Raw genomic sequence first — 17,073 nt, 5'->3', positions numbered from 1 at the left:
CATAAAAACGAGCATTTACAAAAAACTTAATTCTTTAGACATAATGATGATTTCGGAGCTTCTTTTTTTACTTTTCATGAGTTGCATGAGTTTCTTTTGGATACATTTGAAAAAAAGGCAATTTACGTCGTATTTCGAACGCAAAGTCTCAATACGTTCGAAACGATTCTTAATATTGAGCTTTTTTTACGCATCCATTAAAAACCAAAAAAGAAACTCAAGAGAAATGCTGCATCCCCCTTGAGTTCCTCTTTAATCAAAAATCAAACTAAACCGATAGATCTAATTTGGAGCAACGATATTAACGAGTTTACCTGGTACTACAATCACTTTACGGACTGTCTTACCTTCTAGGTTTTCTTTAATATTATCATTTTCCAATGCCAGTTTTTCAAGATCATCTTTTGAAATGTCTTTAGAGGCCGTTGCTTTTCCTCTGATTTTACCATTAACTTGGAAGACAACTTCTACTTCATCCGTAACCAGTTTGGCTTCATCGTAAGTTGGCCAAGCTTCATACGAAATACTTTCACCCGTTTGACTAATGCGGCTCCATAGCTCTTCTCCAAGATGCGGCGCAACAGGGGCAAGCATTTTAAGGAATCCTTTAATGTAATCAATCGGTAGTCCTTCTGCTTTATAGGCCGCATTTACAAAGACCATCAACTGAGAAATCCCTGTATTGAATTGTAGATTTTCAAAGTCCTGTGTGACCTTTTTGACTGTCTGATGATAGACCACGTCTAGTGACCCATCGTTGATTGTTGTAATGCGGTCTCTTAGTTTGTCTTCTTCATCAACGAGCAATCTCCAAACACGGTCAAGGAATTTGCGAGATCCTTCAAGGCCATCTGTGCTCCAAGCGATAGCAGCATCCAGTGGACCCATGAACATTTCATAAACGCGTAATGTATCTGCTCCAAATTCTTCAACGACATCGTCAGGATTAACAACATTCCCTTTGGATTTAGACATTTTTTCGTTATTAGCACCAAGAATCATTCCTTGATTGTACAGACGTTGAAACGGTTCTTTTGTTGGAACAATATCAAGATCGTAAAGGAATTTATGCCAGAAACGCGCATACAACAAGTGAAGAACCGCATGCTCTGCACCACCGATATAAAGATCTACTGGTAGCCATTTTTTCAATTTTTCTGGATCAGCTAACTGTTCTGTGTTTTTCGGATCAATAAATCTCAAGAAGTACCACGAACTACCTGCCCACTGTGGCATTGTGTTCGTATCTCTTTTACCTTTCAAGCCGGTTTCAGGATCCACTACGTTCACCCAGTCTTCAATAACCGCTAGAGGAGACTCCCCAGTACCAGAAGGCTGAATCTTATCTGTTTTTGGCAATTCAATTGGTAGATCTGATTCTGAAACAGTCGTCGTCGTACCATCTTCCCAGTGAATAACAGGAATGGGTTCTCCCCAATATCTTTGACGAGCAAACAACCAGTCACGCAAACGGTAAGTGATCTTTTTCTCGCCAACTTGTTCTTTTTCTAGATATTCAATCATACTTGAAATCGCTTCTTCTTTGTTCATTCCATCCAAGAAATCTGAGTTGATATGTTTTCCATCTTCTGTATAAGCAGCTTCGTCCACATTACCACCTTCAAGAACCGGAATAATCTTCAAGTCATATTTTTGAGCAAACTCAAAGTCACGTTCGTCATGTGCAGGAACCGCCATAATTGCGCCTGTACCGTAAGAAGCTAGAACGTAATCTGCAATCCAAATCGGAAGCTCTTCACCATTGACCGGATTCACAGCATAAGCTCCAGTAAATACACCTGATTTATCTTTGTTCAAATCCGTTCTTTCTAGATCTGACTTGATGCTAACATCCTTAATATATGCTTCGACAGTTTCTTTCTGATCTTCTGAAACAATCTGTTGGATCAAATCAGACTCAGGAGCAAGCACTGCATACGTAGCACCAAACAAAGTATCAGGACGAGTCGTAAACACAGTGAAATCAAGTTCTGAATCTTTCACCTTAAACGTCACATTCGCGCCTTCAGATTTACCGATCCAGTTTCGTTGCATATCCTTGATGTGTTCAGGCCAGTCAACTTCTTCAAGATCTTCCAAAAGACGGTCCGCATAAGCCGTGATTTTTAGCATCCACTGTTTCATTGGCTTACGGTAAACCGGATGTCCACCGCGCTCTGACTTCCCATCAATGACTTCTTCATTCGCCAGAACCGTCCCCAAAGCCGGGCACCAGTTAACCGCCACTTCTGCTTCGTAAGCCAGTCCTTTTTCATACAACTTAATAAAGATCCACTGCGTCCACTTATAATACTCAGGATCAGTCGTATTGATTTCTCGCTCCCAGTCATAACTGAATCCAAGAGCGTTGATTTGACGTTTAAATGTCTGAATATTTTTCTCAGTGAATTCCGCCGGATCATTTCCTGTATCAAGCGCGTACTGCTCAGCAGGAAGTCCAAAAGCATCCCATCCCATCGGGTGCAAAACATTGTATCCCTGTGCGCGTTTCATACGCGAGATGATGTCTGTAGCTGTATACCCTTCTGGGTGTCCTACATGCAGTCCTTGTCCAGAAGGATAAGGAAACATATCTAATGCATAAAAGTTCTCTTTGTCCTCATCTTCCGTTACTTTAAAAGAATGATTGTCTTGCCAATACTTTTGCCACTTTGGTTCCATTGATTTATGATTGAATGACATTACATTACGCCCCTTTTTTTCGAATAATTGCTATTAAAAAAGCCCTATAAACTATACAATTGTATAATTTATAGGGCAAATCAATTCGCGGTACCACCTAATATTCACTGCAAATTTTGCAGTCTCAAATCTTTAACGCAGATTTACGGATCGAATTAATAGAATCCTGTTAGACTCCGTTCACTCGAACAACTTCCAGGCGAGTTCAGTTTACCTCTGTACACATTTCCACCAACCATGTGCTCTCTATCAAAAAGGAAAAACCTACTATTCCTGTTCAAAGTAGTTATTAGTCTATATCTTATCAAAACCCTTGCCTTGTCGCAATAGCTATTTGACCGAAAAAAAGAAAAAGCAGTAGTCGGTATTGCCGATCTACTGCTTTAAAATTTATACAGATAGGTTCTGGTTTACGTAAATAACATCAGAATCTAGTGCATTTTTCTCTTTTAATTGTTGAATAGTTGTATTGAATTTAAGTGCGATTCCAGAAAGTGTATCGCCTTTTTCAACGACATATCCACTCTTAGTTACAGGTGCTTTTTGTTCAACTACTTTTTCAGTAGATTGAACAGATAAACGCTGATTCACAAAGATTGTATCATTCGTTAAGTTATTCCACTCTTTGATCTGTGCAACACTTGTATTGAATTGAAGCGCAATTTTGTATAGTGAATCTCCTGATTGAACAACGTACTGATTAGAAACAACTTGTGTTGGTTGAGACACAGGTTTCGAGACTACAGGAGTCGATACCGTCTGTGTTCTTCCTGCTGGTATAGCAAGTACTTGACCAACAAAGATATTATCAGATTCTAGTCTATTTGTTGCTTTGATCTGTGCTACAGTCGTTCCATATTTAGCAGCTAGAGCGGACAATGTGTCTCCAGCAGAGACAACGATACTACTTGTCTGTTCGTTAACCGGCTTAGGCGTAACTGGTGCTGGTATTACTGGTTTAGGTGTTACTTTAGCCCCAGCAACGTTCAATGTCTGACCGACAAAGATATTACTAGATGATAAGTTATTGTCTTGCATCAATTGATTCACAGAAGTATTGAATTGACGCGCGATTTTAGTTAACGTATCTCCACCAACCACACTATATTGTCCTAAGACTGGCTTAGGTGCTACAGGAGCAATAACGACTGGTGTAGGCGCAACTGGTGCTTTAGATCCATTGATTGTTAATTTTTGGTTCACATAGATTGTATCCTTATTTAAATCATTCAATGATTTAATTGTAGAAACCGAAGTATTGAACTTTCTAGCGATTCCAGACAACGTGTCCCCTGCAACAACCGTATAAGTTGATTTAACAGTCTCAGTAGGTGCAGAAACGCTCGGACTGTTCGTTACCGGCGTGCTTGACGCTTTACCAGAAACTGTTAACTTTTGATTCACAAGAATTTGATCTGTTTCCAGGTTATTAAGTGATTTGATAGCATTCACTGTTGTATTAAACCTTCTTGCAATGGACGTCAACGTATCTCCACTTACTACAGTGTAGCTTGAAGTCGTTGTTCCTTGAGAACTTCCGTTATTGACGACTGGAGTAGTTGAACTACCCGCATTTTGGCCATTTAAAGCCAATGTCTGATTTACAAAGATTGCATCGCTTTTCAAATTATTTGCTGATTTGATAGCAGATACTGATGTACCAAAACGTCTAGCGATTGATGTTAACGTGTCTCCACTAACCACTGTGTAATTAGATACAGTAGGTGTCGTAGGAGATACCGGGTTAGAAACTGATCCTGTTGACATTCCAGCTAAGACCAATTTCTGGTTTACAAAAATCAAATCACTTTTAAGATTGTTCAATGACTTGATCGACGACACGTTTGTATTGAATCTTCTAGCGATAGAAGTCAATGTGTCTCCACTAACCACTGTATAATTTGACGAACCTGTTTGTTGACTATTTCCTGTGTTTGATGCTGGTGTTGTCGATCCACTTTGTGATGTTCCTGAAAGTGTTAACTTCTGGTTTACAAAGATCAAATCACTTTTAAGATTGTTCAGTGATTTAATAGATGAAATAGATATATTGTGTCTTCTAGCGATAGACGTTAATGTATCTCCATTAACAACTGTATAACTTGATGAACCAGTCTGTTGGTTACTTCCAGGGATCGGTGCTGGTGTCACTGACCCACTATTTGAAGTTGACCCAGATAGAGCCAGTTTTTGATTCACAAAGATCAAGTCACTCTTCAAGTTGTTCAAAGATTTAATGGAAGAAACGGATGTGTTATGTCTTCTAGCAATAGAAGTCAACGTATCCCCTCTAACAACTGTATAACTTGATGAACCGGTTTGTTGACTGTTACCTGGAGTTGGTGCTGGCGTGGTTGATCCATTGTTTGAAGATCCCCCAGATGTCGCTCCGGAAACAGATAATTTCTGGTTCACAAAAATCAAGTCACTCTTTAAATTGTTCGCTAATTTAATCGCAGCTACCGTTGTATTGTATTTTCTAGCAATAGACGTTAAAGTTTCTCCCCTAACGACTGTGTGTTGACCGCTAGTATTGTTACCTGTTGTTGGTGTTGTTGGTTGAACTGGTTTAACAGTACTTGAACCGCCATTACCTGTTTCTACTGGTCCTGTCCAATTTCCGTCAAAACGAGTAAGATCATATAAGCTAATAATATTATTCAACTTGTTCGCATAACTAGGATCCGTTGCATAACGACCTTGCAGCCAAGCAGAAGCATCTTTATAGGAGTTGGTTCTTTCAATCCATGCTCCAGAATAGAATTCACTGTTCCATCCTGTACCATTTCTGATTAATCTAGCATTATCTTCAAGAGATTCTGCATAGCTAGGATATTTTTTGAAATTATCTGTTATCGTGATCCAGCCTGTACTAGAATAGTACTCTTTTGTACGCATCGCAACAGATTGTCCGTTATAAGAGCCTTTGATTCCGAATAAGTTATGATTTGGCGGAGATGATAAAGTACTTTTACCATAACCAGACTCTAGACTTGCTTGAGCAATCATGATTGAAGCATAGATCCCATTTTCTTTAGCTATTCTTTGAGCGTGACCAGCAATTTGATTGATAAATTCAGAAGTTGTTTTCGCTTGACTCAAATTACCAGTGCTTGTTGCTGACCCATTTGAAGATGCAGGAGTAGAACTGACACCCGCTTGGTTAATCGCAATCTTCTGTCCAATCTTTATATTATTAGGATTAGAAATTTTGTTTAAAGCAACTAAGTTGTTGACAGTTGTATTATAAGATTTTGCTATTTTGTTTAATGTGTCCCCAGATTTAACTGTATGAACAATTGCTTTAACTTCCGGCTTAGTAACGGTTGGAGTTGGTTTCACTTCTGGTTTTGGCTCAGGCTTCGTTTCTACAACAGGTTTTTCTGCCGGAGCTGGAGTCGGTTTTGTTTCAGCTGGTTTAGGAGCTGGCTTTTCTTCAGCTGGTTTTGTTTCTGGTTTCACTTCTTCTTCAGGTACAACTACTTCAATTTTTTCTGTTTCTTCAATCGATTCTTCGACCTCAGTAACAGGTGTTTCAAATTCTTGGGATTCTTCTACTTCTTCTTGAACCGTTTCATTTAATGCTTCTGTTTCAACTGTAGACTCTACAGTTCCTTTTTCACTTGACTCAATAACAGCTATTTCTGCTGTTTTATTCTCAATTGAAGCGGAAACTTCTTCTACAATGACATCTTCAGTTTCTTCTTTAGCACTTTCATTTATTTCAGGTTCTGTAACTTCTATACTTTCGACGACAGTGTCTTCTACTATGTTTTCTGTTGTTTCAACAGATTCGGTTTCAGTAGTTTCCGTCAATTCTTCTTGAACAATGCGTTCAGCACTTTCAGATTGTTCTAGTTGATAAGTAAGTAATGCTTCAAATGCAGTATTTAAGTCGTCTGTAGATAATTGTTCAACATTGAGTTGAGCTAATAAACTTTCTCCGCCAGCCAGTTCAATCATTCTAACTAGTTGAGACTTAACGAAAGAGAGTTCTTCAAGTTCGTCACTGGTAGGCACTTCTTCAGTTAATTCAGTTGCTTCTGTTTCTGGAGCTAATGTTTGCTGCTCTTTGACAGTTGCTTGTAATTCATTATACTGGTCATATAGTGCTTGGATTTCTTCTTTATTTAGATCCATTTCTTCTGCGTGGACAGCTTCACCAAATGCAGAAATGGCCACGACCCCAGCTAGAATGCTTGAAGACATGGTCAGTTTCAATGAGCGCTTCTTTGCGCTGTTTTTGTAAGAATCTAACATATCTTTCTGGTTTATCATTTATTTAATACCCCTCTCAAAAAAACAAGTTAAAAATAGTTTCTTTGTCCTCATATTATACCGTTAGTATCGGATGAAAGGAACAAAAAAGTAAGTCTTTTTGTAAATGTCATATGACTGTAACAGTAGGAAACCGAACAGATTATAAACACGCATAGCTGATTCGATTAAGCTAATACATTATTGTAAGTCAACTTCATTAAAGGTTAATCCTGTTCCGTTTATACAAAAGATAAGGGAACACTTTATGAACAAGAATATGATTCAAGAAAGGTCGGATATCATGTTACTTTCGCCATTAAGATTTTGCCATCAGCTCTTATCAGATTCTATTTCATATGGAGACACGGTTATTGATGCAACCGTTGGAAATGGTCATGATACAGTCAAACTTGCTCAACTTGTCGGAAAAACTGGAAAAGTTTATGGGTTTGATATACAAGATTCTGCAATTGAAGAAACGAAGAAAAAAGTTCTTTTAACTGGACTGAAAGATCAAGTTGAATTGATTCACGATGGTCATGAACAGATAAAGAACTATATAGGTACGGATGCGATTCAAGCAGTGGTCTTCAATCTCGGCTACTTGCCAAAGAGTGATAAAACCATCATTACGCTTCCTGATACAACATTGTCTGCAATAGAACAAAGTTTAGATAGCTTAATTCCTGGTGGACTAGTTGTTATTATGGTTTACTACGGACATGATGGTGGACAAGAAGAAAAAAACGCTGTTGAGTCTTATCTAAAGACACTCCCTCAAGAAGATTACTCTGTGCTTAGGTACGGATTTATGAATCAAAAAAACACCCCTCCATTTCTCATAGCTATTGAGAAAAAACGGTAAGTAAAAAGCCACACCCCTGAGATATGGGATGTGGCTTTCGTTTATTTTGTTTTAATATAGGTTTGTCCAAGTCTTGCTGGTGCTTCTGATTTTCCAATTACGCCTACAAGCACAATGATTGTCAATAAGTATGGCATAACTAGTAACCAAATTGTTGGTATATTTTGAATAATCGGTATATACGTACCGATACGCGCTAGACTTTGTGCAAAACCAAAGAATATCGCAGCACCCATAACACCTAATGGATTCCATTTACCAAAAATCATTGCGGCCATAGCGATAAAACCTTGACCAGCGATGGTTAAAATACCAAACTCATTAGAGATCGCTTGAGCTTGAATCGCGCCACCCATCCCTCCAAGTAATCCTGAAATCAAAACTCCAGAGTATTTCATAAGATAAACTTTAATCCCCAATGTCTCAGCAGCATGAGGATGTTCCCCAACTGAACGAAGTCTTAGTCCAAATCTTGTTTTAAATAGAATGAACCAAGAAAGGATTGCTACTACGATACCAAAATATGCTGGTCCTGAAGTATTTTCAAAGAAAATCGGTCCAATAATTGGAATTCGATTAAGTAAGAAAATACTCGTTCTACCAAATGACTCAGGTAATGGACCTGTTTGAGCAGCTCCAAAAATGGCTCTTGTCAAAAAGACGCCTAACGCCGGTGCAGCTAAGTTGATAACTGTACCGGAAATAATATGATCTGCTCTAAGGTTAATTGTCGCTACTGCATGAATGATAGAAAACAGCACACCGATAAGCCCTCCTGCGAGTAAGCCCATCCATGGAGTCAACCCTCCGAAAGTTGCAGCAAATTGAATATTGAACACTGCAGACATGAAAGCACCCATAACCATGATACCCTCAAGACCGATATTCACGACACCACTTCGCTCAGAAAACGTTCCACCAAGAGCTGTGAGTATTAATGGAGCTGCATAGATTAACGAACTTGAAACAATCAGTTGAATGATACTTAATGCGTTCATACGTCTCCTCCTTGCGAAGTTGAGCTAGCAGTTTGTTTTTTTGCTGCTCTTTTATCTATAAAATAACGAATAATATAATTAGCGCCTACAAAGAAAATAATAGCAGCTATGACAATATTGGCCATTTCATCTGGCACACCTGCCTGATTCGGCATGAATCCAGCTCCGATGTTTAAAACACCGAATAAAATAGAAGAGAAGAAAATACCAAAAGGATTGCCTAGTCCAAGTAAAGCAACCGCGATACCATTGAATCCGATATCTGGTAACCCACCTTGAGTAAAGATGTTTCCAAATGTTCCGAGTCCGTGAACAGCCCCACCTAAACCAGCTAAAGCACCACTTAAAAACATAGATAAAATAATATTTTTCTCAGCACTCATTCCAGCATATTTTGAAGCAGAAGCATTTAATCCAACTGCGCGAATTTCAAAACCGGCAGTTGTTTTTGTCATGAATACCCAGTAAAGAATGACTACGACGATAGCAATAAAGAATCCCACATTTAATCTTGAATTCTGTGTTAAAGTAGACAACCACTGGAATCCCATATTGGCATTTTCACCAACTCTTGCTGTTGTATTTCCAGCTTCAGATAGAACGTTTCGGATTAGATAATTGGTCACTTGCAAGGCTGTATAATTAAGCATAATACTAACGATAACTTCACTAGTTCCAAAATAAGCACGTAAGAAACCAGCAATCGATGCCCAAATTGCACCAACAAGCAATCCTACACCTAAACTCAGCGTTAATAAAAGAATTCTAGGTAAATCAGGAAATGCTAATGCAACCCAAACGGCACTCACCCAACCAGCTAAAGCTTGTCCAGCAATACCGATGTTAAAGAAACCCGCTTGGAAAGCCAATGCAAACCCTAATCCTGTGAAGGTTAGTGCAGTTGCTTGTCTAAGTGCTTCTCCAATGAAATAGGGACTTTGGAAGACGCTGACAATCATTGCTCTGTAAGCTTCAACTGGATTATATCCAAATGCCAGCATAAGGATGGCTCCAAATAAAAATCCGAACAAGATAGACATGATAGGAACGATTAAACTATTTAAAAAACCTTTACTTTGTCGAATCAACTACATCCTTCTCCTTTCCTTTTTGTTCGGCTTGATCTTGTGCATCACTTAAGGAAACTCCAGCCATCAGTAAGCCTAATTCTGATTCTGTTGTATCTTTAGCATTAACGATTGCAATAATTTTCCCATCATACATAACTGCGATTCGGTCTGAAACATTCATGACTTCATCCAGTTCATAGCTCATCAAGAGAACGGCTTTTCCATTATCTCTAAGCTCAACTAATCGCTTATGAATATACTCGATGGCTCCAACATCCAATCCACGAGTTGGTTGTGCTGCAATCAATAAAGCAGGATCTCTGTCTACTTCTCTAGCAATGATGGCTTTTTGTTGATTTCCCCCAGATAAAGAGGCAGCTGAATGTTCTTCACTAGGTGTACGAACATCAAATTCTTCAATCAATCTTTTCGCATGTATTTTAATTTCCTTATAGTTCAAGAATCCATGCTTACTAAATGGCTTTTTGTAGTATGTTTGCAGTGCAATATTCTCTTCCAAAGTCATCGGTAAAATCAAACCAAATTTCTGACGGTCTTCTGGTATATGACCCAGTCCCGCTTCAGTAATTTTTCTTGGTTTCAGGTTTGTTACGTTTTTGCCATCTAATTCGATACTTCCATTACTTGATTTAGTAAGTCCAGACAAAGCCTGGATCAGTTCTGACTGACCGTTTCCATCTACCCCTGCAATTCCAAGAATTTCTCCAGCCTGTACTTCAAAGCTAATATTTTTTACTGCATCAAATCCTCGTGTTTCTTTTACAGTTAAGTCATTAACTTTCAAAACGGTTCCTGATGGATTAGCAGGCTTTTTATCCACTTTAAAGGATACGGAACGTCCTACCATCATGTCAGCAAGTTCTTGTTGCGAAGTTACAGCTACATCAACCGTATCAATACTTTTTCCTCTTCGGATAACGGTACATCTATTGGATACTTGTTTAATTTCATCAAGCTTGTGTGTGATTAAAATGATTGATTTACCTTCATTGACCAATTTCTTCATAATCCCCATTAACTCTTGAATTTCTTGAGGTGTTAAAACCCCTGTCGGTTCATCGAAGATAAGAATATCTGCTCCACGGTAAAGTGTTTTCAAAATTTCTACACGTTGTTGCATCCCTACAGAAATATTCTCCACACGTGCAGAAGGATCTACTCTTAAACCATATTGGTCTGACAAAGCCTGGATTTCTTTTTCTGCCTTTTTACGGTCAATATATCCAAATTTTGTTTTTTCTCTGCCTAGCATAATGTTTTCAGCTACAGTAAATTTATCCACCAACATAAAATGTTGATGCACCATACCAATACCTAATTCATTTGCTACATCTGGGGATGATATGTTCACAGACTTACCGTTCACTTTAATTTCTCCGGAAGTCGGCTCTAACAAACCAGACAAGATATTCATCAAAGTAGATTTACCTGCACCATTTTCACCTAAAAGTGCATGAATTTCACCTTTTCTTAAATCTAAATGGATATTATCATTTGCTCTAAATGTTCCAAATTCTTTTGTGATCCCACTCATCTCAATAACGTGTTGTAATTCAGACAAAAGATGGCCTCCTCATTCAAATTATTTAAATTGATTCTGATGTTTTCTCATTATCTTACATCATGAACCCGTATTCAAGCTTCTTTGAAGTATTTCATTCGAAAAAAGACTCGTTTCAAGATATTGTGCTAAAAAATTCATATTATCTAATCACTAATTGTATTGAGTTTTTCGCTCTAAAAAAGCGCCGGTCACACGACCAGCGCTCTTTTATTCAATTTCAAATCGTCTTTAACAGAGTGAACGAATCTTACTCTCCAGGAGTTTCTGGAACTTCAATGTCTCCACTAATGATAGATTCCATAGCTTCTTGAACGGCAGTCCAAGCTTCTTCAGACATATTACCTTCAGTGACACCAACACCGTCTTCAGCTAAACCATAAATTAAGTTTTCTCCACCTTGGAAGCCTTCATCTCTTGCTTCGTTTGAAGCCAATTGAATTGCTGCTCCTACGCCTTTAAGAGAAGAAGTTAAGGTTAAGTTTCCACCTGAGTATTCACCCAATTCTTCTTGATCACGGTCTACTCCGATAACCCATAATTGTTCTTCAGAACCTGATTCCATTAAGTCAGCCGCTTCTGTGAACACGCCGTTACCTACAGCTCCAGATGCATGATAAATGATATCCGCTCCTGCAGAGTACATACCAGCAGCAATTTGTTGTCCAATCGCTGCATCAGAGAAAGATTCAGCATAACGTACTTCTACTTCGATTGCAGGATCTACTGATTTAACACCTTCAACAAATCCAGCTTCGAACTTATCAATAACCGGTCCAGCAATCCCACCAATGAATCCAACTTTATTTGTTTCAGTCGTGTGTGCAGCTGCAACACCTACTAGATAAGCTGCTTCATTATCACGGAAGTTCAATGAAATAACATTATCCGCTTCAACCACTGAATCAATGATCCCAAAGTGTTGGTTAGGATTGCTACTTGCAACATCTTCAACCGCTTCTGCTAATTGGAAGCCAACTCCGTAAATGATATCAAATTCTGCTTGAATTGCTTGATTCAAATTCGGTACAAAATCTTGTGCATCATTTGATTGGAAGTAATCTACTGCATCAGCTCCATAACCATTTTCATCAGCCCAAGCTTGCATACCTTCCCAAGCTGATTGGTTAAATGAACGGTCATCCACGCCACCTTCATCTGTTACCATACCAAGCTTGAATTCAGCTGTTTCTTCAGTATCTGGGGTAGTAGTATCATCAGCAGGTGTTGAGCCTGTATCACTTGCATCTTGTCCCTGGCAAGCTGCTAATAGCATAGCAGATGCTCCAATTGCAAAAAGATTTCTTAATTTAGTAGTCATTACGAAATTCCTCCAATTAAAATTGTATGTAGAGTTGCTCCTGAATCAGTATTTAACAGAATCTGCTTAATCCACCAAATTCATTTCACAATTCTTTGTTTCTTATCTCGAATTAATAGTAACATTTTTGTAAAGAAAAATAAAGCCTAAATACGATTAATTAATGAGCAACTGATCCAAAACGTTCACATGAAACCGCTCTATACCCGTACGTTCGGAAAATGATACCGGATTTTTTCATATTCTATAGCTTTTTGCACAAAAAAAGAATGTAGAGATTTTGTCATATTCTCTACATTCTTTACGTTATATTCATTTTCACTCTAGAGTATTTTCCGCTGAATCCATTTCAGGCTGAATGAGTACTTCTCTAGGTTTTGAGCCTTCAGATTGTCCGACGACACCTCTGTCTTCCATTTCATCGACAATTCGTGCTGCTCTGTTATACCCAATTCTAAATCTTCTTTGTAGTAGCGAAATACTTGCTGTTTGCATATCTACAACTAAAGCCACTGCTTCGTCATATAATTCGTCTTCGGCTTCTCCTTGACTGACGATTGGCTCATCTTTCGGAATCATTTCTTCTACATAGTTAGCTTCCTGCTGTTCCTTAACGAAGTGAACGATCGCTTCTACTTCTTCATCAGAGATAAAGGCACCTTGTACTCGGTTCGGTTTATTCTCGCCCATCGGCTGGAATAACATATCTCCCCTACCCAACAGTTTTTCAGCACCATTTCCATCTAGAATTGTTCTAGAGTCTGTTCCACTTGAAACAGCAAAGGCTATTCTCGAAGGTACATTTGCTTTGATAATTCCAGTGATAACATCTACAGAAGGTCTTTGAGTCGCAAGAATCATATGGATCCCGGCAGCTCTTGCCATTTGAGCTAGTCTTGTAATAGAATCTTCTACATCATTAGAAGCCACCATCATCAAATCAGCAAGCTCATCTACGATAACAACAATATAAGGTAGTGGCAGTAGCGCTTCTTCCATTTCTTCATTCTTTTTCTTGACGAATTGATTATATCCGGCCATATTTCTTGTTCCACTAGCAGCAAAGAGTTCATAACGTCTTTCCATTTCCTGAACCACTTTATGCAATGCTTGTGAAGCTTTTTTAGGATTCGTTACAACCGGAGTCAATAAATGTGGAATCCCGTTATAGACGTTCAATTCAACCATTTTAGGATCAATCATCATCAATTTCACTTCGTTCGGCTTCGCTTTAAGCAACAAACTGATGATAATTCCATTGATTGCAACTGATTTACCTGATCCAGTCGCTCCAGCTACTAACAAATGAGGCATTTTAGCTAAATCAGCCATTGCGACGTTTCCAGCAATATCTCTACCTAATGGAACTTCAAGCAGCTGATCCTTGTTATTGGTCTGCCCTTCGATCACATCTCTAAATGAAACCATACTTACTTCTGAGTTCGGAACTTCAATTCCAATCAGAGCTTTACCTGGAATCGGTGCTTCCATACGAATATCTTTAGCCGCAAGTGCGAGTGCAATATCATCTGTCAATCCAACTACTTTACTTACTTTCACACCAGTTGCTGGCTGAATTTCGTATTTCGTTACCGCTGGACCAAGGTTGGCTTTTGTGACTTTTGCTTTCACGCCAAAACTTTCAAAAGTTTCTTCCAATTTTTTAACGTTTTCTTGGATAATCGAATACTCATCTGATTGGTCCGCAGGTTCTCTGACATTCAGTAACGAAATCGGAGGTAATTTGTATTGTTCATTCTCTTCTTCTCCGATTTCAAAATCAACTGTTCCTGTTTCAGAACTCACAGCTTCTTCTTTAGGTTCTTCCACTTTAGTATTCTGCTGGAATCCTTCGATTTTTAAAGCCATCTGACCAGCTAGAACATCATCTGATTCAGTTTCATCTATTAATGGTGCCTTAGTATCTTCTTGGGCTTCTACCTGAAGTCCATTAGTTTCTGACTCTTCTAGTCCCGGCTTCTCTAACCTTTTTTTCTTAGGTTTTTGAGGTTTTTTCTTTTTGTTTTTCTTTCTAGTGCTTTGTTTTTCTTTGATTGTATTAACTATGTTTCCTACAGCTTTAAAACAGGCGCCTCCAAATAAACGGAGACGATCAAGAAGGTTTTTATAAGATAATTGAAACATCGTCATAATTCCTATAAAGATGAACATAGCCATCATTAGATAAGTCCCAACTGAAGAAAACAAGAAATAACTCGTTGCATAAAGAACAGCACCAATCATGCCGCCACCAATACTTTGTCCTATCGTCACACTAGTAAACTGCGGAACAAACATCCGCCAAGTCGCACTGATGATATTGACATTAGCATTCATGATTGGAGAAAACAATTGCGCGTGCTGCCATACGACGAGCGCACAAAAAAGTAAGAATCCTCCGAGCCATCTTTGACTCTTCAAGCTTGGTTTCTTTCCTTTGATTAATAGATAAATTCCAATCAAGATAAATACAAACGATACAACTATGTAGGTTTCTCCCACGAAAATACGCAAAATATTGGCAAAGAAACGGCCTACAAACCCGAATTGCCCAATTGCTAAAAAGTTTATAATCAATATGATAATGCCTACAAGTTCTGAAGAAACTTTGGATTGTTTCTTTTTAGGTCTTCCCCTTTTACGTGCCTGTGCCATAAAATTACTCCTCTAATTCTATTCTTTTCCTATTAATTATATCATGAAAACAAGGGGTACGGAAGTTCGTTCTTTTTTAAAGAACTTAATCGTGTTCTATACCGACGTAACTTTTGACGTCTGATCTTATTTACCTGTAAAATCAAGATAATAAAACTTTTAGGAGGAATTTACATGGGATCAATATTTGATGATTTATTTAAAAAAGGACAGGAAAATACAGAAGCTGGGACAGTTGAATATATTAATGAACGCCAAACTGATGTAGATAAAGACAAAGTCTCTCTTAAAGTAATTGGACGCGTTCAAGGAGTTGGGTTCCGGTTTACAACTAAACAAGCAGCTGACGAGATTGGTGTCACTGGTATCGTAAGAAATGAACCCGACGGAACTGTTTATTCTGAGGCGGTTGGTTCGCCCGATCAAATAGACAAATTTATTGATGCAGTGAGTAAAGGGCCTAGTCCTTCTGCTAAAGTTGACAAAGTTGTGGTTAAATTCGATCAAAACATTGAAGAAAAATCAAATTTTTCACAGTCCAATTGAAATCTCTTACTTTATAAGGTATAGTGAGAATTGGCGTTTTAATAATACTAACTCACTTAAGGGATTGAATTATTTTGAAAAATAGAGCAAAAAAATGGATACTTTCTCTCGGAATGCTATCCTTAGTCGTTTTCATGTCAGGATGTATCCGAATTGATCAGTCAACCGGAGAACCCGCAGGAGCTATATCACAATTCTTGTTTGACTATCTTGTACTCCCTACACAGCAATTCATTGAATTACTTTATAATCTTTTAGGTAGTTATGGTCTAGCCATTATTGCCATTACGATTATCGTTCGTATTCTGATTTTGCCATTAAGTATCAAGCAACAACGTACGACACTGGAACAACAAGTTAAAATGTCTGTTGTAAAACCAGCAGCCGATGAAATCCAAGCTGAAATGAAAGAATCAACTGACCCTAAACAAAAACAAGAACTTCAAGCTGAACTAATGGAACTCTATCGTGAAAATAATGTGAATATGCTCGGTGGCGTTGCAGGGTGTTTACCACTACTCATTCAAATGCCCGTTTTCACTGCTATGTTCCAAGCGATTCGTATGTCAGAATCCATTCAGAACGCTACATTTTTAGGAATTGAATTGGGTACTGCTAGTATCCCTCTTGCACTATTGACTGGAGCTGTCTATTACGCACAATCTAGAGTTATGCTCTTGGGCATGCCTGAAGAACAAAGAAAACAATCGAACACGATGATGTTAATGAACCCGATCATGTTAATGGTTATCTCTTTCACCAGTCCAGCAGGATTGGGACTTTACTGGTTAGTTGGTGGATTTGTCGCGATTGCGCAATCTGCGATTACAACTTTTTATTACAAGCCAAAAATTCAAGCGGAATTGAAAGAGAAACACGGTGAAGTACAAGTCGTTGCCCGTAAGCCAAGAGCTCGTAAAACGGCTGAAAAAGTAGAACCATCTACTGGAATCACTTCTTCAAACAATGCTTCTAGTCGTAATCGAAAATCATCAAGTCCTTTCGAAAATAAAAACAGACGCAATGAAGGTAAACAAAAGAAATAATATAGAGAAAAAAGAGTCACGGGCTAA

At 38.4% G+C, this 17,073-nt stretch carries 10 protein-coding genes and 1 other annotated feature; of the genes, 3 read left to right on the top strand and 7 right to left on the bottom strand.

The annotated features are described in order from the left end of the window. Positions 1-282 precede the first annotated feature (282 nt). On the bottom strand, positions 283-2,703 hold the full coding sequence (gene leuS, locus LG377_RS05225; protein WP_225743624.1) for a leucine--tRNA ligase: 2,421 nt from the start codon (positions 2,701-2,703) through the stop codon (positions 283-285). A 68-nt stretch (positions 2,704-2,771) separates the two neighbouring features. Next, positions 2,772-2,993: a binding site (T-box leader), on the bottom strand. Between the two features lie 100 nt (positions 2,994-3,093). Continuing rightward, positions 3,094-6,981, bottom strand: coding sequence for a LysM peptidoglycan-binding domain-containing protein (locus LG377_RS05220; RefSeq protein ID WP_305067551.1), 3,888 nt, complete (start codon positions 6,979-6,981; stop codon positions 3,094-3,096). 247 nt (positions 6,982-7,228) lie between these two features. Between LG377_RS05220 and LG377_RS05210 the strand changes: the two genes are divergently transcribed. Continuing rightward, positions 7,229-7,828, top strand: coding sequence for a class I SAM-dependent methyltransferase (locus tag LG377_RS05210; protein WP_255612761.1), 600 nt, complete (start codon positions 7,229-7,231; stop codon positions 7,826-7,828). 41 nt (positions 7,829-7,869) lie between these two features. Here the strand turns inward: LG377_RS05210 and LG377_RS05205 are convergent, their stop codons facing one another. The 5 genes from LG377_RS05205 to LG377_RS05185 form a co-directional block, all read right to left on the bottom strand. Further along, positions 7,870-8,826, bottom strand: coding sequence for an ABC transporter permease (locus LG377_RS05205; RefSeq protein WP_225743623.1), 957 nt, complete (start codon positions 8,824-8,826; stop codon positions 7,870-7,872). After that, positions 8,823-9,911, bottom strand: a complete 1,089-nt coding sequence (locus tag LG377_RS05200) for an ABC transporter permease (protein ID WP_370632563.1) — start codon at positions 9,909-9,911, stop codon at positions 8,823-8,825. Before LG377_RS05200 ends, LG377_RS05205 begins: the two co-directional genes overlap by 4 nt. Further along, positions 9,898-11,451: an ABC transporter ATP-binding protein gene (locus LG377_RS05195; RefSeq protein WP_225744632.1), complete on the bottom strand. Its 1,554-nt coding sequence runs from the start codon at positions 11,449-11,451 to the stop codon at positions 9,898-9,900. The genes LG377_RS05200 and LG377_RS05195 overlap by 14 nt, the downstream gene beginning before the upstream one ends. Before the next feature lie 277 nt (positions 11,452-11,728). Beyond that, positions 11,729-12,799, bottom strand: a complete 1,071-nt coding sequence (locus tag LG377_RS05190) for a BMP family protein (protein WP_225743621.1) — start codon at positions 12,797-12,799, stop codon at positions 11,729-11,731. Between the two features lie 318 nt (positions 12,800-13,117). Then, positions 13,118-15,454 (bottom strand): DNA translocase FtsK, encoded by a 2,337-nt coding sequence (locus tag LG377_RS05185; protein WP_225743620.1) that lies wholly within the window; start codon positions 15,452-15,454, stop codon positions 13,118-13,120. A gap of 174 nt (positions 15,455-15,628) precedes the next feature. On the opposite strand from LG377_RS05185, the gene LG377_RS05180 reads away from it, so the two are divergent. Both LG377_RS05180 and yidC read left to right on the top strand, forming a co-directional pair. Then, positions 15,629-16,000, top strand: coding sequence for an acylphosphatase (locus LG377_RS05180; RefSeq protein ID WP_225743619.1), 372 nt, complete (start codon positions 15,629-15,631; stop codon positions 15,998-16,000). 74 nt (positions 16,001-16,074) lie between these two features. Then, entirely contained in the window at positions 16,075-17,046 is a 972-nt protein-coding gene (gene yidC, locus LG377_RS05175) for a membrane protein insertase YidC (protein ID WP_225743618.1), read from the top strand. Positions 17,047-17,073 lie beyond the last annotated feature (27 nt).

It is taken from the genome of Marinilactibacillus sp. Marseille-P9653 (assembly GCF_916618885.1).
In the GTDB taxonomy this organism is placed as follows: Bacteria; Bacillota; Bacilli; order Lactobacillales; family Carnobacteriaceae_A; genus Marinilactibacillus.
The sequence above is the reverse complement of the archived record's forward strand: the minus strand, read 5'-3'. Positions and strand labels throughout refer to the sequence as shown.

Bases quoted from the DNA above. Each gene is read 5' to 3' on its own strand.
- leuS (WP_225743624.1), bottom strand. From the start codon at position 2,703: ATGTCATTCAATCATAAATCAATGGAACCAAAGTGGCAAAAGTATTGG.
- LG377_RS05220 (WP_305067551.1), bottom strand. From the start codon at position 6,981: ATGATAAACCAGAAAGATATGTTAGATTCTTACAAAAACAGCGCAAAG.
- LG377_RS05210 (WP_255612761.1), top strand. From the start codon at position 7,229: ATGAACAAGAATATGATTCAAGAAAGGTCGGATATCATGTTACTTTCG.
- LG377_RS05205 (WP_225743623.1), bottom strand. From the start codon at position 8,826: ATGAACGCATTAAGTATCATTCAACTGATTGTTTCAAGTTCGTTAATC.
- LG377_RS05195 (WP_225744632.1), bottom strand. From the start codon at position 11,451: ATGAGTGGGATCACAAAAGAATTTGGAACATTTAGAGCAAATGATAAT.
- LG377_RS05190 (WP_225743621.1), bottom strand. From the start codon at position 12,799: ATGACTACTAAATTAAGAAATCTTTTTGCAATTGGAGCATCTGCTATG.
- LG377_RS05185 (WP_225743620.1), bottom strand. From the start codon at position 15,454: ATGGCACAGGCACGTAAAAGGGGAAGACCTAAAAAGAAACAATCCAAA.
- LG377_RS05180 (WP_225743619.1), top strand. From the start codon at position 15,629: ATGGGATCAATATTTGATGATTTATTTAAAAAAGGACAGGAAAATACA.